Source organism: Bowdeniella nasicola (assembly GCF_900107735.1).
In the GTDB taxonomy this organism is placed as follows: Bacteria; Actinomycetota; Actinomycetes; order Actinomycetales; family Actinomycetaceae; genus Bowdeniella; species Bowdeniella massiliensis.
Genome location: NZ_FNQV01000001.1, coordinates 114,693 through 134,367, shown reverse-complemented (window position 1 = coordinate 134,367; position 19,675 = coordinate 114,693). Strand labels below are relative to the sequence as shown.

Annotated in this window: 16 protein-coding genes and 1 other annotated feature; of the genes, 4 read left to right on the top strand and 12 right to left on the bottom strand. The window is 65.3% G+C overall.

Annotation, left to right across the window (positions count from 1 at the left end; all coding sequences use genetic code 11):
* Positions 1-26 precede the first annotated feature (26 nt).
* Together BLU67_RS00640 and BLU67_RS00635 are read left to right on the top strand one after the other, a co-directional pair.
* Positions 27-1,133 carry a pyridoxal-phosphate-dependent aminotransferase family protein gene (locus BLU67_RS00640; RefSeq protein ID WP_092560961.1) on the top strand — a complete coding sequence of 369 codons (1,107 nt, stop codon included), beginning with the start codon at positions 27-29 and terminating at the stop codon, positions 1,131-1,133.
* Between the two features lie 327 nt (positions 1,134-1,460).
* Positions 1,461-2,692, top strand: a protein-coding gene (locus tag BLU67_RS00635; RefSeq protein WP_092560959.1) for an IS3 family transposase whose coding sequence is annotated in 2 segments (ribosomal slippage) — positions 1,461-1,746 and positions 1,746-2,692 — 1,233 coding nt in all. Because the reading frame shifts where the segments join, the coding sequence is not laid out codon by codon here.
* Positions 1,736-1,830 (top strand) — a sequence feature (AL1L pseudoknot). Its footprint overlaps the gene before it by 95 nt.
* A gap of 488 nt (positions 2,693-3,180) precedes the next feature.
* On the opposite strand, the gene BLU67_RS00630 is transcribed toward BLU67_RS00635, so the two are convergent.
* Genes BLU67_RS00630 through BLU67_RS00620 form a run of 3 tightly spaced genes read right to left on the bottom strand, consistent with a single transcriptional unit; the run spans position 3,181 to position 8,361 of the window.
* Entirely contained in the window at positions 3,181-4,647 is a 1,467-nt protein-coding gene (locus tag BLU67_RS00630) for a DUF5719 family protein (protein WP_092560957.1), read from the bottom strand.
* On the bottom strand, positions 4,644-8,120 hold the full coding sequence (locus BLU67_RS00625; RefSeq protein WP_092560955.1) for a glycosyltransferase: 3,477 nt from the start codon (positions 8,118-8,120) through the stop codon (positions 4,644-4,646). The genes BLU67_RS00630 and BLU67_RS00625 overlap by 4 nt, the downstream gene beginning before the upstream one ends.
* Positions 8,121-8,130: 10 nt before the next feature.
* Positions 8,131-8,361, bottom strand: a complete 231-nt coding sequence (locus BLU67_RS00620) for a WhiB family transcriptional regulator (RefSeq protein WP_250505211.1) — start codon at positions 8,359-8,361, stop codon at positions 8,131-8,133.
* A 190-nt stretch (positions 8,362-8,551) separates the two neighbouring features.
* On the opposite strand from BLU67_RS00620, the gene BLU67_RS00615 reads away from it, so the two are divergent.
* Complete coding sequence (locus BLU67_RS00615; protein WP_092560951.1) at positions 8,552-9,250, top strand: TIGR03089 family protein; 699 nt, start codon at positions 8,552-8,554, stop codon at positions 9,248-9,250.
* A gap of 7 nt (positions 9,251-9,257) precedes the next feature.
* On the opposite strand, the gene BLU67_RS00610 is transcribed toward BLU67_RS00615, so the two are convergent.
* The 7 genes from BLU67_RS00610 to glf all read right to left on the bottom strand — a co-directional run bounded on the left by BLU67_RS00610 (position 9,258) and on the right by glf (position 15,378).
* A complete protein-coding gene (locus BLU67_RS00610) occupies positions 9,258-9,524 on the bottom strand; it encodes a hypothetical protein (protein WP_143027286.1) in 267 nt (88 codons plus the stop codon).
* Between the two features lie 67 nt (positions 9,525-9,591).
* A complete protein-coding gene (locus tag BLU67_RS00605) occupies positions 9,592-9,876 on the bottom strand; it encodes a hypothetical protein (RefSeq protein WP_092560947.1) in 285 nt (94 codons plus the stop codon).
* Positions 9,877-10,018: 142 nt separating this feature from the next.
* Positions 10,019-10,915: a glycosyltransferase family 2 protein gene (locus BLU67_RS00600; protein ID WP_092560945.1), complete on the bottom strand. Its 897-nt coding sequence runs from the start codon at positions 10,913-10,915 to the stop codon at positions 10,019-10,021.
* 2 nt (positions 10,916-10,917) lie between these two features.
* On the bottom strand, positions 10,918-12,573 hold the full coding sequence (locus BLU67_RS00595) for a glycosyltransferase (RefSeq protein ID WP_092560943.1): 1,656 nt from the start codon (positions 12,571-12,573) through the stop codon (positions 10,918-10,920).
* Positions 12,573-13,319, bottom strand: coding sequence for an ABC transporter ATP-binding protein (locus tag BLU67_RS00590; RefSeq protein ID WP_092560941.1), 747 nt, complete (start codon positions 13,317-13,319; stop codon positions 12,573-12,575). Before BLU67_RS00590 ends, BLU67_RS00595 begins: the two co-directional genes overlap by 1 nt.
* Positions 13,319-14,200: an ABC transporter permease gene (locus tag BLU67_RS00585; protein WP_092560939.1), complete on the bottom strand. Its 882-nt coding sequence runs from the start codon at positions 14,198-14,200 to the stop codon at positions 13,319-13,321. The genes BLU67_RS00590 and BLU67_RS00585 overlap by 1 nt, the downstream gene beginning before the upstream one ends.
* The gene (gene glf, locus BLU67_RS00580) at positions 14,197-15,378 is read right to left on the bottom strand and encodes a UDP-galactopyranose mutase (protein WP_092560937.1); all 1,182 of its coding nucleotides are present in this window, start codon (positions 15,376-15,378) and stop codon (positions 14,197-14,199) included. Before glf ends, BLU67_RS00585 begins: the two co-directional genes overlap by 4 nt.
* Before the next feature lie 162 nt (positions 15,379-15,540).
* On the opposite strand from glf, the gene mgtE reads away from it, so the two are divergent.
* Positions 15,541-16,878, top strand: coding sequence for a magnesium transporter (gene mgtE / locus BLU67_RS00575; protein WP_092560935.1), 1,338 nt, complete (start codon positions 15,541-15,543; stop codon positions 16,876-16,878).
* Positions 16,879-16,899: 21 nt separating this feature from the next.
* Here mgtE and BLU67_RS00570 read toward each other — a convergent pair whose 3' ends face one another.
* Positions 16,900-18,852: a DUF6541 family protein gene (locus BLU67_RS00570; RefSeq protein ID WP_092560933.1), complete on the bottom strand. Its 1,953-nt coding sequence runs from the start codon at positions 18,850-18,852 to the stop codon at positions 16,900-16,902.
* 2 nt (positions 18,853-18,854) lie between these two features.
* Positions 18,855-19,661 (bottom strand): glycosyltransferase, encoded by an 807-nt coding sequence (locus BLU67_RS12485; RefSeq protein ID WP_261976981.1) that lies wholly within the window; start codon positions 19,659-19,661, stop codon positions 18,855-18,857.
* Positions 19,662-19,675 lie beyond the last annotated feature (14 nt).

The following is a 19,675-nucleotide window of genomic DNA, read 5'->3' as shown; positions in this document are numbered from 1 at the left end:
GCGCGCCCGGTGCTACCGTCGGTGATATGACACCTGACGCGCCCCTCATTGATCGCTCGCTGTTCGGCCCCGGCCCGACGAACACCTACCCGGAGGCCGACGCTGCCCTCGTGCGGCCGCTGCTTGGCCACCTCGATCCGGTCTTCATCCAGCTCATGGACGAGACCTGCGAGATGCTGCGCACGCTGTGGGGCACGACGAATGCGCGCACCCTGCCGCTATCCGCGACGGGTTCGGGCGGCATGGAAGCCGCATTCGTCAACACCGTGCACCGCGGCGACGTCGTGGTCGTCGCGATCAACGGGCTCTTCGGCCAGCGCATGGCCGAGCTCGCCTCCCGGCTCGGCGCCCGCGTCGTGCCCGTCGAATCCGAGTGGGGCCGCCCCCTTGATCCCGACGACGTGCTGCGCGCCCACCCCAGCCCCGCGATCATCTGCGCCGTGCACGCTGAAACATCCACGGGCGTCCGCAACGATGTGGCCGCGCTCGGCGCCGGCAAGGGCGATGCGCTGCTGCTGACCGACCACGTCACCTCGATCGGCGGCATGCCACTGGCCGTCGACGACTGGGGAATCGACGTCGCCTACGCGGGCACCCAAAAGTGCCTCTCGGTCGCGCCCGGCCTCGCGCCCTTTACGATCAACGACCGCGCCTTCGAGCGCCGCGTCGAGCGCCCCACCTCGTGGTACTTCGACCTCGGCCTGCTCGGCGGCTATGTTGGCGGCGACGCCGGCGGCAAACGCACCTACCACCACACCGCGCCGACGGCGATGGTCGTCTCCTTGCACGCCGCGCTCACGCGGATCCTCAGCGAGGGCCTCGACGCCGTGACCGCGCGCCACGAGGCGGCCGGAGCGGCGCTGCAGGAGGGCCTGCAGGAGATGGGTCTCGAGCTCTTTGCCGCCGAAGGCTACCGGTTGCCGCAGCTGACGACGGTGCGGGTGCCCGATGGGGTCGACTCGGCCAAGGTGCGCGCCTACCTGCTTCAGACGTTCTCGATCGAAATCGGGGCGGGCATCGGCGAGTTCGCGGACTCGGTGTGGCGAATCGGGCTGATGGGCCACAACGCGCAGCCGCGCTCGGTGGCGCTCGTGCTCGGCGCGCTCAAGCAGGCGATCGCCGCAACCCGCTAGCCGCGCCTCCAGGTCCAACGATCCCCGCCGAGCATTCCTCGCCCGAGCCTCCCGGCCGGTCGCGCACCTCCGCACGAGCATTCCTCGCTGGAGCATCCCCGCCCGCACCTGCGCGCGTACCCACTTGCGCGCGCCTGCGCGTACGCGCGCGAGGACGCAATTGTTGCGGCCTGTTGACCTCATGGCTCGGTGGTGTGGGCTTGTTCGCCTGGCCGTCGTCTTCCACACTCCGCCTCCCGACGCCTCTCGCATCCCGGGTTTCGTGGGACCAGGGTTTGAACCGTCCTGGGTTTCGTTCCGTTCTACTGATTGAAGGAGAATTGGATCATGCCAATTGTGTATACCCAGGAGTTCAAGCAGCGGGCGTTGCGTTTGATGGAGGATCATCTTCAGGACACGCAGTGCTCGCAGTGGTCGGCTGCCCAGTCGGTTGGTACGAAGCTTGGAGTCTCACCGCATACGATGCGGGGATGGCTGAAACAGGCCCGACGTGATGCCGGTACTGAGCCGGGCGCGACTACAGTTGAGCTTGAAGAGCTGAAACGGCTACGGCGGGAGAATCGTGAGCTGCGGCGGGCAAACGAGATCCTCAAGACTGCTTCAGCGTTTTTTGCAGCGGAGCTCGACCGCCCCTCGCCGAAATGATCACCTACATCGATATGTACCGCGATCAGTTCGGAGTCGAGCTCATCTGCCGCACGCTTGCCGCACGCGAGGGCAGGTTCATCACCTCACGCGGTTATCGAGCCGCGAAAGCCAGACCGGACTGCGAACGCCAGATCCGGGATCGGGAACTGATTGCGGTGATGAAGGATCTGCATGCCCGCAATTACGGGGTCTACGGCGTTCGCAAAATGTGGCATGCGATGCGCCGTAGCGGCTGGAGGATCGGCCGTGACCAGGTCGCACGGCTGATGCGTCAGGCCGGAATCAGCGGTGTGGTCCGCGGCCGTAAACCGCGCACCACGGTACCTGGGCGCGCACCGGATGGACGCCCGGATCTGGTGATGCGCGACTTCAAAGCACCAGCCCCGAATCGGCTGTGGGTCGCAGACATCACGTATGTGCGCACCTCGTATGGCTTCGTATACACCGCGTTCGTCATCGATGCGTACTCCCGCCGCATCACCGGTTGGGCCACCAGATCATCAATGACGACTCACGCGCTGTCACTCGAAGCGCTGGAGCATGCGCTCAACACCGCGACGACAGGTATTGCTGACCTGGTCCATCACTGCGATCGGGGCTCGCAATACGTTGCCATTGCCTACACCGAACGCCTTGCAGCTGCAGGAATCAGCCCATCAGTCGGGACTGTCGGCGACAGCTACGACAACGCACTTGCTGAGACCGTCAATGGCTTGTACAAGGCAGAGCTGATCTATTCCCAGCCGGCATGCAGCAGCCTGACCGACGTGGAGTTCGCGACGATGAATTGGGTCCACTGGTGGAACACGACCCGGTTACACGAAGTGCTGGGCTATCAGACACCAGCAGAAGTCGAAGCCCGATACGCTGAATCCCTCACCCACCGTGAACCGTCTTTGACAACCATCTAGGAACGAAACCCAGGACGGTTCATCTCCTGGGAAAGCGGCGGACCCACCGACCTCACCAACCTGGCACTCGTGTGTTCACGGCATCATCCCCGAGTCGAGAAACCACCCGGCGACCCCAACAGCTGGACCATCATCATCGACCAAAACGGGATCCCCGCAGCCAGGCCACCCAGAAGGATCGATCCCGACCAACAACCGATCTACCACCCCCGCCTGACGCCGCCCGTGGTTGCCATCCCCAAACCAGGCGCGCCACCCGGGCCTGGAGATGAACCCCCCACCACCACGGCGGCCGATTCGGTCATGGCACCAGCGGCAGCGCAGCCGCGCGGCTTCACCCTGGCCAACGACTGGCGCTTCGACGAAGCCCTCAACGGACCACCACCCTTCTAACGCACACCCGCGCAGCAACGACGAGCCCCCTGCCACCGAATTTGGTGGCAGGGGGTTTGTCGTTGGCTGGCGGCGCTGATTCGCGCTGGGATGCGCTAGTCGAAATCGCCGAGGCGCACCGCGACGGTGCGTCGAACGTCGGAGTCCTCGATCGCGGGTAGGACGGCGCCGAGGCCAGCGTCGCTCATCGCCAAGATCGTCGCGGCGCTGATTGGTGAGCTGGCGGTCAGGCGCACGGCTCGCGTGCCCTCGGGCAGAGAGAGGGTGCGCTCCGTCGTCGCGGGGACCTCCAGGTTTGCTTCCTCTCCGAGCGAGCCGTCGGCAAGGACCGGCCGGTAGGTGACGGTGGCGGCGGCTTCCCCGGCGGCGAGGGAAACGCGCGCGGCTAGGCCGTCGGCGGTGATGACGGGTACGAGGAGCTCAGTGGAGGTTTGCGCCGAGGGTACCCACGTCGTGGAGCGGGCCCCGCCCTCGCTATCGATCGTCGTGCGGGCGGAGGCAAGGACGGGCTCGCTGGCGGTAACGGCAATGGCGTAATCGCCCTCGGCTACGGCGTCGAGGACGACGTCTTGGACCGCGCCCGGGTCGATCGTCAAGTCCGTGGCGCCCGGGAGCTCGGCGCTCCCGTCGGCGCCAATGAGGCGCACCGAGACGCGCGCGGGGCCCTCACCGGGGTTGACGAGTCGCAGGGCGTCGGCCTTGCCGCCGGCCAGTGCGGCGCCGGCGATGAGTTGGCTACGGGCGGGGCCTTGGCCTGCCGAGATGATTCCGGTGCCGAGCGGGGTGATGCCGTCGAGGCCGCCGTAGACGATCGCGGGCACGATCGCGCCTCCCGTGACCGAGACGTGCACGGCAAGGCGTTCGATGTCGCTCGCGGACGACTCGAGCAGGACGCGTTCCGTGGCGCCGGGGGCGATGGAGGTGGTCGCGGCGGTGCGGGCGTCAACGGGGCCGCGCTCGGAATACAGCGACGTCGTCACCGTTGCCACGGTCTTCGTCGGGTTGACGAGGACGAGTTCCGCGCTGGCGCCGAGGGTCGTGGCACCGCCGAGGAGCCAGGCGTCCGTCGTCGGTGGTTGGCAGGTGGCCGCGCCGAGGCCGCGCACGTCACCGCCGGAATTAAGCGTGACGGTGCCGCCGACGAGGGCCGCGCGGGCGCCGCCGGCCGGGGGTGCGGTGATGATGCCGGGGGCGCGCTCGTTGTCGATCGACAGCACGGCGGCCGCGGGGCCTGACAGGGCGAAGGTCTGGGCATCGCCGGTGCGTTGGTAGGTTGCCGACGGCGCGCCCTCGCCGGAGCGTGCGATGACGCTAGCCGACGTCAGGGTACGGGTGGCGGCCGATTTATCGCCGAACTCTTCGTCGCCCTGAGCTTGTCCTTCAACGTGGGTTCCGGTGAGGCACACCTGGGTGACGTCTTGCGGGGCGAGCTCGACGCTCGTGACGTGCGGGGCGGCCGCGGGATTGGGCGGGCGCACGTCGGGATTGATGAGCGTGAGCGCGGTGACGGCTCCCACCAGCACGATCGCGGTGAGGGCTGCGAGGATCGTCCGGACTCTCATGGGCGTACCTCTCGGCGGGGCCGCGGGATCGCGAGCAGCGCGGTAAGCGCGGCCGTGAGGATCCCCCCGATGGCCCAGTAGGGCTGATAGTCAGGCCGGTAGCGCACGTGTAATTCGCCGGCGTGGGCGGGCAGATCGAAGGCTTGGCGCCAATCGTCGCCGGCCGCGCCAAGGCTCACGCCGTCGTAGCGTGCCTGCCAGCCGGCATCCGCGCGCTCGGCGAGGATGAGCTGGCGGCCCGCGCCGCCGGCGGGCACGTCCGTGGCAAGGCCGGTGCCGCTGGAGGCAAGTGGTCGTTCCTGCCCGTCGTCGAGGATGCGGGCGCGCGCCGTCACAGCGTCGGTATCAATGCGGTAGACCGTGCCCGATCGGTTGACGGTCACGCGCGAGATGCCGGGCGTGGCATCCAGCGCCGTGAGCAGCGTGGCATGCGCGGATTGGTTGACGCTGGCGTCGAGTTTGTCTGCGGGTGGCACGACGATGACGCCGATGCCCGCGCGCCCCAGATCGCGTGCCGCACCTTCTGATCCCCCGGCCGCGAGATCCGCGACCGCGCCGCGCAACGCATCGGCGGCCGGGTCGCTTTCTTCGTGCAGGGCGCGCACCGCGATGACCGAGGCGGAGGCGAGCATGGTGCGACCGTCGGTGCGCACGACGTCAGCGCGGAGTGAGTCGTCGGGGGCGGGCGCGAGCAGCAAGGTCCGCTCCTGGCCCGCGCCGGAGGCGAGCTGCTGGGCGAGCGCCGGAGTGAGCGGCTCAGTTGCAACGGCGACCTGCATGCGTGAGGCGGCAGAGGGGCCAAAGATCAAGGCCCAGGACAGCGGCACGAGCAGCGCGAGGATGCCCGCGAGCGCCGCGAGGCCGTGCCGCCAACCGAAGTCGTGGGCGGCGAGCTGCGTGTTGAGGCCGCTCGCGCCCGCGATAGCGGCGACGAAGAGGCCCGCAAGCAGGAGGGAGACGAGCGGCGCCGTCGCGGCGGTGATGGCCTCGCCACCAACGTAGGCGACGACGATGTTGCGCACGGCAAGGATGCTCGCGAGGGCAAGGACGACGGCGAACCAGCCTAGGCGCACGGCGAGTGAGGTGCTGCCGCGGCGGGCGAGCGCCACGAACGCGAAGACCAGCACGATGCCGCCGCCAACCCAGGCGGCGATCGCCAGGGGAAGCACGCCCAGCTCGCCCGTGGGCAGTGCCGTAGCAAAACCGATGAGTGCGGCACGCGGGTCCCCGTTCGCGCCGGGTTGCGGCAGCCCCGACGTTGAGACGGCGAGCTGCCATAGTCCCTCCGAGGCCATCGCGATCAGCCGCGGGGTGTGCAAGACGAGGGCTGGCAGCGGGATGAGGAGGAAGGCGAGGCGATGGTGGGCGATGGTGAGCTGCGCGAGCCACAGGAAGATGATGCCGGGCAGCAGCAGGACGGGCGCTCCGGCGGTGGCGAGCGCGAAGGCAATCGCGGCACCCGCCGCGGCGGCGACGTTGGTCTTTGTCACGACGGGCGCGGCCGGGGCCGGCACTTCCTGCGTCGTGACGGTGGCAGGCAATGGTTCCTCGCGGGTCTCCCCTGCCGCAGATGCCTCGACGTTCGCCGGAGCATTGTCTGCCTGAGCCAGCACGTCGTCGGAAGACTGCGCCTGCACGTTGTCCGTCTGTGGCAGCGCGTCGTCGCCCGACGGACTGCCATCGTGGCTTTCACTGACGCATTCGGACTCGCGGCTCGCGTGCAGCGCTTCGCGGTCCACGCGCTTAGCGCCAACCATGCCGGAATCGACGTGGTCGCGGCGTTCGGCACCGACGGCTCGCACGAGCGCGAGCACGAGCCACGGCAGCGCGACGTGCGCCAACGCGGGCCCGAGCTGCCCGGTGTGCAGCGCGGGAATAAAACTGGGAGCGAGCGCCCAGGCAATCGCCGCCCAGGCGCGGATCGCGACGGACCGCGTTCCGGCGCCGGCGGCGAACCATGCGCCGATTCCCGCCACCGGCACGGCGAGCCAATATGCCAGCGGGATGAGCGTGGCGAGATCGCCGGTGACGAGGAGCCCCGGCAGGAGTGCCCACAGCAGCGTATCGGGTGGACCCTCATGACCAAGGCCCACGTCGACCCACCCGGAACTTGCGGCGCGTAGCGTCTCCAGGAAGGACCCACTGGCTCGCAGCAGCCCGCCGCCCTCGTAGATTCCGGCGGACATCGGCGGGCGCACCACCCAGATGCCGATCGCCACGAGCGCGAGGATGAGGGCGCCTAGCGCGGCCCGGCGACGCTTGGCCAGCCGCGAGAGTTCCGCGAGCTCGAGCTCGCTCGGTGCCTCGGCGGCCGCTCGGGCATCGCGCGCGCTGCGCCGCAGTTCGCGCTTGCGCGCCCCGATGGCTGAGCGTGGCGTATAGATCCGGTCGAGCGTCGCGCGCGGCACCGTGCGTACGGCCTCCGTGCGGGTGCGCGTGAGTCGCCAATGCTTCGGGTGGGAAAGAACGTGCCAGCCCGCCTTCAGCTCGGCGCCCAGCAGATCGAAGTCTTTGCGCGCGGCCCGCCACAGCGCCCGCAAGGGCGTCAGCAGCGCGATAGCGAGGTAGACAAGCGGGACCTGCCAGGGCGCCACCCCGGAGATCCAGGTGTGCAGCTGCGCTGCCCGGCGCGCGCCAAAGGAACGGCGAACATCGGGCGCCGCGCCCTCATTGTCGCCACGCAGGTCGTGATAGGAGGCCTGCGCGTGGTAGACGATGGCTTCGGGCACGACGGCGACGCGATAGCCGGCAAGTCGCACCCGGCGCGAGAGTTCGAGCCCGTCGTTGAACGGGCCAAGGTGAGGATCGGTGCCGTCGAGCGCCGCCCAGATATCGCGCCGAATCAGCGCCCCCGCAGTGGACACCGCCAGGACATCGGAGCGGTGATCGAGCTGGCCCTGGTCGATTTCGTCGACGTCGGTCTCCAGGTAGCGCCGCGTCGCGCGCGTCGCATGGATACCCGCGGAGATCAACCGATCGGGCCGCGCCCAGTCGCGCTGTTTACAGCCCGCGAGCCCAAGGGAGGTGGCGAGTTCAACTTCTCTCAGCAGTTCCGCGAGCGCCGCCGCATCGGGGGCGCTGTCGTCGTGCAACAGCCACAGCCACGCCACGGCACCGGGCGTGACGACCGGGATTTCGCCGGTGCGCGCCTCGTGGCGCCGCTCGGCCTTTGCGACGAGCTCGGCGTGTTCGGCGAGCCCGAGCCGCACGGCGTCGCCGAAATTGCGCGCGGCGGGCGCACCGACGATGCGGGTAGGGAGCCGTACCTCATCGATCGTCTCGGCGATGACGTCGAGCAACGGCCGCCCCGAGCCGACGTCGCGGCCGGGTGCCGCCACATCGATCACCAGCAGGCGGGCGGGCAGGCGCCGCTGCGCCGAAAGCCCGCTGAGCGTCCGGGAGAGATAGGGAGTATCGCCGCACGTCACGACGACGGCGGTGACGTCCTGAGCGTGATGAACAGGTGAGGTCATCGAGGAAAAATCAGCTGATGCGCCGCTTCAAGAGTCGACGTTCGCGCTCGGACTTACCGCCCCAGATGCCGAAGCGCTCATCGTTTTCTAGCGCGTATTCCAGGCACTTCTTGGCGACGGGGCACGAGGCACACACGCGCTTGGCCTCGCGCGTGGAGCCGCCCTTTTCGGGGAAGAAGGCCTCCGGATCGGTCTGTGCGCATAGCGCGAGTTCATACCAGGCGGGGGACCCGTACTCGATGCCGTCATAGGGGTCGGCGGACGCGGGGGCGTTCCCGCCGCCGCGAGCGGAGATTGGGCCGTCACCCAGGATGTTCCACACGGTCGCACTCCGTTCGTTGCATTAGCTGTCTGTCTCTAAATTACACGCGTGTCACTCACCTTCGTCAAGTGGATCGGTGGTATATCTGTCCGGACGTATGATGGCAGCTATGCCCCTGCGCCATGATCCGGGCCATCTCCTGGCCGCTTTCGCTTCCCGATCCACCCCCGCCGTGACGTGGTATTCCGCCGACGAACGCACGGAACTCTCCGGCGCGGTCCTGGCCCGCTGGGTCGCAAAGACAGCAAATTTCCTGGTTTTCGACGCCGGTTTCGCCCCGGGTGACACGCTGTTTGTCGATTTGCCTCCGACGTGGCGCGCATTCGTGTGGGCGCACGCCACGTGGCTCGCGGGCGGTGCCGTCACCTTCCGTGAAATCGATGACCCGGATGTGATCCTCACCGATCGGCCCGAAGCCTGGGCTGAGACGTCGGGCGATGTGCTCGCCCTCGCGCTGCCCGCGCTCGCCATGAGCTACGACGGTGAGCTGCCGCCCATGGTGAGCGATGCGAACGCGGAGGTGATGAGCGCGGCCGATCAGCTCGGTGCGATGCCGCCGCTTGACCCGACGGCTATCGCGCTGGCCGGCCCGAACTTGCGTTACGCGGACCTCGATGAACTGCTCGACGGTGGCAGCGCGCAGCGCCTGATGATCCGCCCCGCCACGAACCATGAGCTCGTGCGCCAGCTCGCCTCCCAGCTGCTGGCCGGCGGTTCCATCGTCGCGATCGATCGCGACTTTGCGGGTGACTGCGCCGCCGTCGCGACGCAGGAACAGGCGCTGCCGCTGCGTGATCCGTGCCGGTAGGGCCTCGTTAGAAGACGATCCAGAAGCTCCGCCGGCCTGGCCACAGCAGGTAAATGCCGTATCCGACCAGGGCAATGGCGACGAGGGTTTCCCAACCGAACCCCATGGTCGGTGTCAGCCAGAGGATGAGAGCGCCTATGGCAAGGGCGACGAGCCCCACAATCCGCTGGAAGATCGAGTGCAGGATGTTGCCTGCCACGTCCCCGGCCTTCTCGGTGCCGCGAAAGAACTTGCCGACGCCATCGTCTCGATCCCGATACTTGTCTTGGAGCATGCCCCATCCGATGGGAAGGCCGAATATAGTGCCGAAAACGAGCACTGCGAGTAACCATTGAGGCATGTCAGTTCCCGCCGATGTTGCTGATGGGGTCCGAATCCGAGCCGGCCGTCTTGCAGTACAGCGTCGCGGACATGACGCTCAGCGAGATTTCAGCGTTGGACGGATCTGACTTGCCACTATCGGAGAGAAACGCCTTGATGGCATCGCGCTTATCGCCCTTGTCCAGCGTGAGGTAGTCCTTGCAGGTGGTGTTGCCACCAGCGTGTTTCGCGCCGGCGCAGCCCCCTGCCCCGGCGAGTAGCGCGAGGGCGAGGACCCCGGCTAGCAATGTGGTTGGTTTTCGCATGATCGCTGTCCTTTCGGTGGTGATTCACCTTGAACGTAGCGATCGGCAAGAGCGAGTTGGGACGCCCTGGGCAGGCTCGAACGGGCCCGCACGCGGCGCGAGCCTGCCGGGTTGATTATGGCGATGTGCGGGAGTGTGCGGACTAGCGGACGGTGCGCGCGAAGCGCTTCTTGGGGTGGAACACGAGGCCCTTCAGGCCGGCCTTTAAGAGCCGGAGGCGGAGCTTAGGGCTCACGCCGGAGCCGTGCAGCTGCTTGAGCATGTTTTCGGCAAGCTGGACCGCGATCGTCGGCGAGCGCAGCGAAAACGCCGCCGAAATCTGGTTGCGCACACCGTATTCGAACTTCCAGACATTGGCGTCGGTGACGTCGCCGAAATTCACGCCGCGGTTTTCCCCGAGCAGGTGATCGACCTTGGAGTCGGCGACGAAGATGCCCGGGCGGAACTTGCTCAGGCGCATCGTGTATTCGGCGTCGTCGTACCAGATGAAGTACTCGCGGTAGGGCAGCCCGCATTCGCGCACGGCGTCGGCGGTGATGAGGCAGGAGACGAACGAGCAGGACTTCACGAGCTGGTAGCCCTTGCCGTGCGCCATATCACGCGGCCAGTCCCACGTCGTGTCGGGCGTATTCATCTCACACAGCTCCCCGTCGGTCCACAGCACCATCGAGCAGGCGAAGGAGGGGACGTGTCCGTGGCGTTCGGCGAAGGAGTCGACGCCGGTCAGCAGCTCCGCGAGCGCACCGGGCCGCGGCACCGTGTCGTCGTCCATGATCCAGTAGGCGTCATAGCCCGCCCCGAAGGCGGCCTGGATGCCGTGGGCGAAGCCGCCCGCTCCCCCGGTGTTCTTCTTCAGCCGCGTCACCGTCGTGGGAACGGCGGCTTCGCGCTCGGCGAGCATCTGCGGCGTGCGGTCGGTGGAGGCATTGTCGACGACGATGATGCGGTCCACGGGCCGGTCCTGCGCCTCCAGCCCGGCGAGGGTTTTTTCCAGCAGGTCGGCTCGGTTATAGGTGACGACGACGGCGGCAACGCGCATGCTTACTCCTTGGTCTTCGCCACGGCGGTTGTGGCGTAATGATCGGTATAGAACTCTTCGGCGCTGGTGCGCGAGGCCAGATCGGCAACGAGGCCGCGCTGGCGGGCAATGAGGCTGCGACGCTCCCCGTCATCGGCAGCCAGGCGCCGCAACAGCTCGACGGCGCCCGCCACGAAGGCGTTGGGCTCTCGCGGCAGCAGCGCGCCAGGCGCGACGACGGTGATCTGGGAGCCGACGTCCGCGCTCACGACGAGCACGCCGGCGCTGGTGGCCTCCAGCGAGGTGAGCGTCAGGCCCTCGTTATCGCTCGGGATGAGCAGGACATCGATCTCGGCTAGGAAATCGGTGACCGGTCCCCAGGCGCGGGTCGTCACAACGTCGGCGAGGCCCGCTTTGGCCAGGTGGTCGCGAGTGTAATGCTCGAGCTCGCCGCTGCCCTGCATGACGAACTCGAAGTCCTGCGGAGCGCTCGCGTGCAGCCGTCGCGCCACGTCGACGAAGAGGAACGGGCGCTTTTGCAGACTCATGCGGCCTAGGAAGCCGACCCGCAGCGCGGCGCGGGGCCGCGCGGGAATCTCGCCGCTCGCCTCGGCGCTCGCGCGCGCCGTGAGCCCCGTCAGCGGATAGTAGGCGACCTTCTCCGGCGCGATGCCCGCCTCGCGCAGGTAGATTTCGCGCAGCTGCGGGCTGATGACGTGGTGCAGGTCGATCAGGTGCGAGGCGCGGACGGAATCAGCGACGTAACCGCCGCCGCGATGCTCGACAATGTGCACCGAATCCTCCACGCGCGTATCGGGCAGCAGCGTGCGCACGAGTCCCAGGTGCTCGTAGGCGAGCACCGAGTGGTGGATGTGGATCGCGACGGGGCGGTAGGTGCGCAGCAGCGCTTCGACGAAGGGCGCGCGCTCTTTCACCCCGAAGGTCTGCGCACACAAGAACACCTCGTCGGCGATCTCGTAGGCGCGTCCAAGCAGCCGCTGCGGCGCTCCACGGTCGACGGTGATGAGGATCTTGTAGCCGGCATCGCGGGCGAGCTCGGCCTGCCGGAAAGCCCAGGATTCGGCGCCGCCGTTTTCCAACCAGTGCATCGCCACCCACATCCACGGCGCATCGCCCTCGCGCCGAATGAGCGGGGCGGCGGTCGCAAGCTCGGGAGCGGTGGCCTGCCAGGTCTGCTGGTAGGCGGAATTGCGGGACTGGCGGTAGCGGTCGAGCATGATCGGCGCCTTGCCATACAGCCGGCGGTAGACCTGGCTCATCGCCTTGCCCTTGAGCGAATCGGGTTTGACGAAGATGTAGCGGGCCTCGCCCGCCATCACGCGCGCCGAGGGCACCAGCAGGTAACGGTGATGAGGTTCGCCCACCCCGCCCCCGGCCGGCGTCACGATAATGACGCCGTGCGCCACGGGCAGTGCCACGTCGCTCGGGCGGATATCGCGCAGCGTGTTGCGGTCCTCCAGCGGCTGGGTGTCACACAGAAACACCCGCAGCATGATCGTTCGGTCCGGGTACGTCAGCGTCAGCGGCGAGATCGCGCTCACCAGCCAGCGCTCATCCAGTTGGGACAGGACCTCGCGAGCCTCCTCGCTCAGCGATATCCGGACGTCGTGGTCGGCAAATGCCGCGGTCAACAGCTCGTATGCGCGAGCAATATCCACTAGTTTTCCTCTCGGTTTTCTCGCATCATCGCGACCGCCTCGTGCACGTCGCCGTCGAAGACAAGTTCGCCCTGGCGAAGCAGGATGCCGCGCTCACACATGCTCGCCACGAGGTCGAGGTCGTGGGAGACGATGACGAGCGATTTGCCTTCGGCCTTCAGCTCATCGATGCGCTTCAGGCATTTTTTCTGGAATGGTTCGTCCCCGACGGCCAGGATCTCGTCGATCAGGAAGATGTCGGGATTGGTATGGACCGCGACGGAAAAGGCGAGCCGCAAGAACATGCCCGAGGAGTAGAACTTCACCTCGGTGTCGATGAACTGCTCGATTTCGGAAAACGCCACGATGTCGTCAAAGGCAGCATTGATTTCATCTTCGCTCATGCCGAGGATCGCGCCATTGAGGTAGATATTCTCGCGGCCGGTCAGGTCCGGGTGAAAGCCCGCGCCAACCTCGATAAGTCCCGCAATCTTGCCGCGCACGCGGATCTCCCCGCCGTCGGCGCGCATGACGCCGGAGATGAGCTTGAGCATCGTCGATTTGCCGGAGCCATTGAATCCCAGCAGCGCGACCGTCTCGCCCTGGCGCAGGTTGAAGGAGACATCTCGCAGCGCAGTGAAGGACTCGGTAAGCTCACCCCGTCGCCCCTTGACATTCCACACGACCCATTCCTTGAGCGAATGCGTGTGCTTGAGCGTGAATTTCTTGACCGCGTGGCTGACGCGGATGACGTCGGTTTCGTTCATCACAGCTCCTGCGCGAACCGGCCGTCGAGGCGGCGGAAGACATATTCGCCGAGCCACAGCGTCAGCAGCGAGATGACCGTCGCAATCGCCATCCACATCGCCATGTTGGGCGGCAGTGATCCCCCGCCTGCGCCTTGCGTCGGTTCCCAAAATGCCCAGTGGAAGACCTCAACGACGGGGGTGATGGGATTCAGCATGTAGATCGGAAAGAGCCAGCCGCCGTTTTTCTCCGACACGGCAAAGACCTGCTGCCACGTGTACAGCACCGGCGAGGCCCAGGTCGCGACCATGACAAGCAGGTCGACGAGGTTTTCCGCGTCACGGAACAGGACGTTGATCGCGCCAAAGAGCAGCCCGAGCCCAAGGCAGAAGATCGCGAGCACGATGAGCGCTCCGATCGCTGCGAGCAACTGCAGGACCGTCGGCGACCAGCCAAACAGCAGCGCGCCCACGATGAGTACGACGAGCTGCGGGAAGAAGTGGATCGCCGCGACCCACAGCGCCGAGACCGGGAAGAGCTCGCGCGGCAGGTAGATCTTTTTGACCAGCGCATAGTTGCCCGCGATCGAGCGCGTCGCGTTACCGAAGGATTCGGTAAAGAAGTTGACGATGACGATGCCGGAAAACAGGTAGATTGCGTAGTTTTCGACCCGGTCGTTCATGCGCAGAAACTCGCCGACGGCGAAGTAGAAGACGATGAACTGAACGGCCGGCTTCACATAGCTCCACAGCATGCCAAGGATCGAGCCGCGGTAGCGCACCCGCAGATCCTTGTGCACGATGAGTTTGAGCAGGTAGAAGCGGTAGAAAACCTCCGCTAGCCCCTTGCCTCGCCCGGGTTCTCGCCAGGGCAGGTCGATTGGCTGGGTCTCAGTGCTCATGCGTTCTTCGCGACGATCGGTTCACCCGTCTTGATGTGCGGGCTGATGCGGTTGTCGTATGCCGACAGTGCGGATGCAATAGCCATGTGCATGTCCAGGTACTGGTAGGTGCCCAGGCGGCCACCGAACAGGACGTTCTTCTCGCCGGCCATCGCCTCGCGGTATGCCGCGAGCCGTTCGCGGTCCTTCGCGGTATTCACCGGGTAGTAAGGCTCGTCATGGCGATCGGCAAAGCGCGAGAACTCCCGCATGATGACCGTCTTATCCTTCGGGTAATCACGCTCGGGATGGAAGTGCCGGAACTCGTGGATCCGGGTGAAGGGGACGTCCTCGTCGCCATAGTTCATGACGGAGGTTCCCTGGAAGTCCCCGACGTTCAAGACTTCCTCTTCGAAGTCGAGCGTGCGCCAGGACAGGTCGCCCTCGGCGTAATCGAAGTAGCGGTCGACGGGCCCGGTGTAGACGATCGGAATCTGACCGACGGCGGAATCCTTGTTGAAAGGCTGCGAGGTGTCGAAGAAGTCCGTATTGAGGTGGACGTCGATGTTCTTGTGGTCAGCCATTTTTTCCAGCCATGGCGTGTAGCCGTCGACGGGCAGGCCCTCATACGTGTCGGAGAAGTAGCGGGCGTTATAGGTATAGCGCACCGGCAGGCGCGAGATGATCCCGGCCGGAAGCTCGGTGGGGTCCGTCTGCCACTGCTTGGCGGTGTATCCCTTGACGAAGGCCTCATACAGTGGCCGGCCGATCAGCGAGATCGCCTTTTCTTCCAGATTCTCCGGGCTCTTATCGCCCAGCTCCTGAGCCTGCTCAATGATGAGCGCCTTGGCTTCCTCGGGGCCATAGGCCGCGCGGAAGAACTGGTTGATCGTGCCGAGGTTGATCGGCATCTGGTAAACCTCACCGCCCACGGTCGTTAACACGTGGTGGATGTAGCTCGTGAACTGGGTGAACCGGGTGACGTAGTCCCATACCCGCTCGTTGGAGGTATGGAACAGGTGGGCGCCGTAGCGGTGGACCTCGATCCCGGTTTCGGGTTCGATCTCGGAGTAGGCATTGCCCCCGATATGGTGGCGCGATTCGATGATCGCGACCTTCAGGCCCAATTCCTCGGCACATCTCTCGGCCATGGTGAGCCCATAGAATCCGGACCCCACAACCAGAAGATCAATATCCACTTCCAGACTCGCTTTCGCTTTGGCAGTTCCATCAGTCTAGCGGCCCACTTCGGGCATTCGCGGTAGACTCCCTGGAGGGGCCTGCCACATGTGTTGGGCGCCATTTTTTATGCTCTAGTTTCAATGATCGAGGCACCACGTCGTGCGAGGAAGGGGGCAATCATGCTGACCCAATTGGAAGAGCGGCTGATCGACGATATCTCCTCGGGCGATATCGCAGAGCTGTCCACACTCGCGGCCGAGGCCTCGATTCCTGACCTCATCAGCGTCGTCGAACACGTGCCCGCAAAACGCGGCGCCGTGATGTTCCGTCTTCTCGCCAAGGACCGCGCGCTGGAGGTCTTCGAAGCCCTCGATGCCGGCCACCAAGCCGACCTGCTCGATGCGCTGCGCGATGAGCAGATTGCTTCCATCTTCACGGATCTCGACCCCGACGATCGCGCCGCGCTGCTCGATGAGGTTCCGGCATCCGTCGCGGATAAGCTTCTGCGGGGTCTTTCCCGCCATGAGCGGGGTATGACCGCGGCCCTGCTCGGTTACCCGAAGGGCAGCATCGGCCGGCGGATGTCGCCCGAGGTGGTGCCGGTGCGCGAGACTCGGACCATCGGTTATGCACTCGAGCTGCTGCGTACCCGCTCCGAGGAGTACGAGACGCTCTACATGATCCCGGTCATGGACGACACCCGTCGGCTCGTGGGTGTGGTTTCCCTGCGCGACATGTTCACCGCTGCCCCGGACGCGATCATCGCGGACATCATGACCTCCCCCATCAGCGCCCAGGCGACCGACGATGCCGAGGACACCGCCCGCCAGCTCCTTGCCATCGGCAAGATCGCTATGCCAATCGTCGATGGGGAGAATCGGATTGTCGGAGTCCTCACCGTCGATGACGCTCTCGAGATCGTTGAAGCGGCCGATACCGAAGACGTGGCTCGTCACGGCGGCCATGAGCCCCTGCGCCGCCCCTACCTTTCAACGCCGGTCTTGAACGTCGTCAAGTCGCGGATCGTGTGGCTGCTCGTCCTCGCAGTCTCGGCCGTGCTGACGGTTCAGGTGCTTGAGATCTTCGAGTCCACCCTGGCCGAGGTTGTCGTCCTTGCGCTGTTCATTCCGCTGCTGACCGGCACGGGCGGAAACACCGGCAATCAAGCCGCGACGACGGTGACGCGAGCGCTCGCGCTTGGCGATGTGTGGAGCAAGGACGTCCTGGCTGTGCTGTGGCGCGAGGCACGCATCGGCTTCACGCTTGGGGCGGTTCTAGGAGCTCTCGGATTCGGTGTCGCTACCCTCGTCTATGGCGTTGCGATCGGGACGGTCATCGGATTGACGCTGCTGAGCGTGTGCACGATGGCTGCCTCGATCGGTGGCGTCATGCCGATCATCGCGAAAGCTGTCGGCGCGGATCCTGCCGTGTTTTCCAACCCGTTTATCTCCACGTTCTGTGACGCCACTGGACTCGTGATGTACTTCGTCATCGCCAAGGCCGTGCTCGGGATCTAGCGCCGCGCGCCGCGCCCGCCGCTAGTTCTTGTGCTGGTCGCAGATCGCGAGGCGGTAGAGCGCGGCCCCGCCACCGGAATCGATGAGCTCAAATCGGTCGATGTGTCTGCGACCAATACGCAGCCCCTCGTATTTGTTTTTCGCGTCGTTCTCGGGCCAGTAGGTGCGTTCGTCCGTATAGAAGTAGTCGATCCCTAGCGACTGCAGCGTCGTACAGATGTGGTGGGACATGTTGAGTTGATCGAAATACGCGCCGACTTCGAAGCCCTTCTGCCCCCAGGCGCCATCGAGATGGTGGTATAACACGTTGATGTCCGCTATGCCGTATAGCAGGGCGGCGCCCGTCCGAGGGTCACCGATGACGCGAGCGTTTGCGGGCAATTCGCCCTTCAAACGATGCTGCATCGCGACTTCTTCGGGCGAGATCAGCGCGTTGTAGCCATCTTCGTTCTTGAACTCGTAGTTGAGCCGCAACATCCAGTAACCCTGGTTGTAGTTGAACGCGTGGGTCGTGAGCCCCAGCGCAGCGATAGCACCCACGGGAACTGCCATCCTCATCCATGCGGCACGCGTTACGGTGAGGGCCTCCACAACCCATGCGATACCGAGACCGACGAGTGGGGCCGCTACTACTGGCACAATTGCACCGAGGCGTACCGGGTCGAAATACCATGGCGCGAGTAACCGATAGCCGGGCAAATGCACAACTGCCGAGAGTACGAAGAGGTAAGCCACCGTCGCATAGGCAGGCAGTAGCCATCGGTTTTCCTTGACACGGGCTGCGGCAATGAGTCCAAGGATGAGGCCAATAAGAAGTCCCCATTCGGGTACTGGATCGCCGTAACCCTGTTCGCTGAGCTGAGAATCGGTCAGAACTCCAAGAATCTCTCGTCCAAGGGTACCCACAGGGAATCTCTCCCAAGACTTGACGACCTCAAATAGCGGGGACTTCCAGATCACGAAGAGCATTGCCGGGGTGCCAATGAGGCCCAGCCACGCGACGATACGTTGCCACCGTGCGCTGGTTGCCGTGCCGCGCGATCGGATGAGAAAGAGAAGAAGTACCCACCATCCCGCTGCCGTGGCAGCGAAGATTGACGACGGGTGCAGGAGGCCCAATCCCGCAAGCCCAACGATCGCAGCAATGAGGGCGGCGAGGCCGCCGTTGTCGCCTCGCTGAGTGAATCGGACGAGGGCTGCCAGAACCAACGGTAAAAGAACGTACGCTGCCATAATCGGCCACAACGTACCGTAAGATGCAGGCCGCTCGGGAAGCGAGGAGAAGCTCATTGCAGCGAATGCACCGACAATTGGCGCGATGCGGGATGAAGGCGCCAACACGGACAGCAAAACTGCAACGCTGAAGGGGAACACCACACTGCCGAATATCACGGCCGCCGAGTTTGTTGCCACGACCACGTCGGAGGTGTAGCTCAGTGCGACGATATCGTGCCAGCCCCCAGGATAGAACTGCGGGTTTAAGTCAACGTTCGCAATCGCTCCAATCGCGGTTGACGACCCATTGAGCGTGTCGAGAATGTATCGGACCGCGTTGATATGGAAAACCCCATCCCACGTTTGAGGCGGCAACGTCGGGTCGACGATCGCCTTCATTGCGGGCAATATCCCAAACGGCGCGGCGAGCGCCGTGCCAAGCGCCACGGGCCAAATCGGCGCAGAGAGCGGACGAATAGTTGGCCAGCGACCGCGTAACCACCAAACCGCGCCACCGAGGGTCGTAAGAACCACACCAAAAGCTAGACCGACGGTCAGTTTTGTGAAGGGGATTCCGGCAATCGCGAAGACGACGGGAATCCATACGATGGGCGCAAGGGACACTAGCGGGGCAAAGGCGAGGGCTGCTAAGCCGCGCACACGGCCGATCAACAGTGCTAGCAAGCCAGGACAAAAAAGCCAGAACAGCACGAGCAACATCGAGGGAATGGCCGCCAGCCAGTTGGTTACGATCGTCATTGCTAGCGCTTCCATCCTGTCTTCATCGCGGTGCGATATAGAAGCTTCTTCACTCCAGCCGGAACTAGCCGATACCCCCCGCGTATTGCGAGGTTCCGGACGTATTGCACTGGCGTCGTGATACCGGTCTTGAACATCGCGCCTTGGAGTTGCAATTCGGCACGCACCATCTCGAGTCCCCCGCGACGGGAATATGCGCCGGAACCGACCCGGTACCGCACGAGAATGTCAGGCACATTCGCCACACGCGCACCACCGTGAACCATGCGCGCGAACAGCCAGTAATCTTCCATTCTTGTCAGGTCGTCATAGCCCCCCGCTGCCTCAACCGCCGAGGCTCGAAATACGACTGACGGGTGGTTGAAGGGATCACGCAGCGGAAGAACATGACGGATGTCCGCCGCGGTGGTGGGAAGTCGCCGAATAAGCCCCTCGTCGGCTTCATCGGTGTGGAACTCCGCGATCCCGGCCCCCAGCAGATCGAGATCCTTCATCAGTGGGATCTGAATGGCGAACCGATGAGGCAGGCAGATATCGTCGGCATCTGCGCGTGCGACGATGTCGTGGCGGCAGTGTTTGAGGCCCTCCTGCAAAGCTCGCGCAAGCCCGCCGTTTTTCCGCAGCGGGATGACATCGACCGGTATCCCGTCCGTGATGTCATCGGCCTGGCTCAAGATCCGAGCGAGGTCCTGAGGAACGGGCCCGTCACGAACGATGACAATCTGATCTGGTTTGAGTTCTTGGTCGACGGTGACGGACTGCAGGGCGCGGCGCAGAAAGCCGGCATCGTCTCCACGGTAGACCGCCATGAGGACGGAAAACT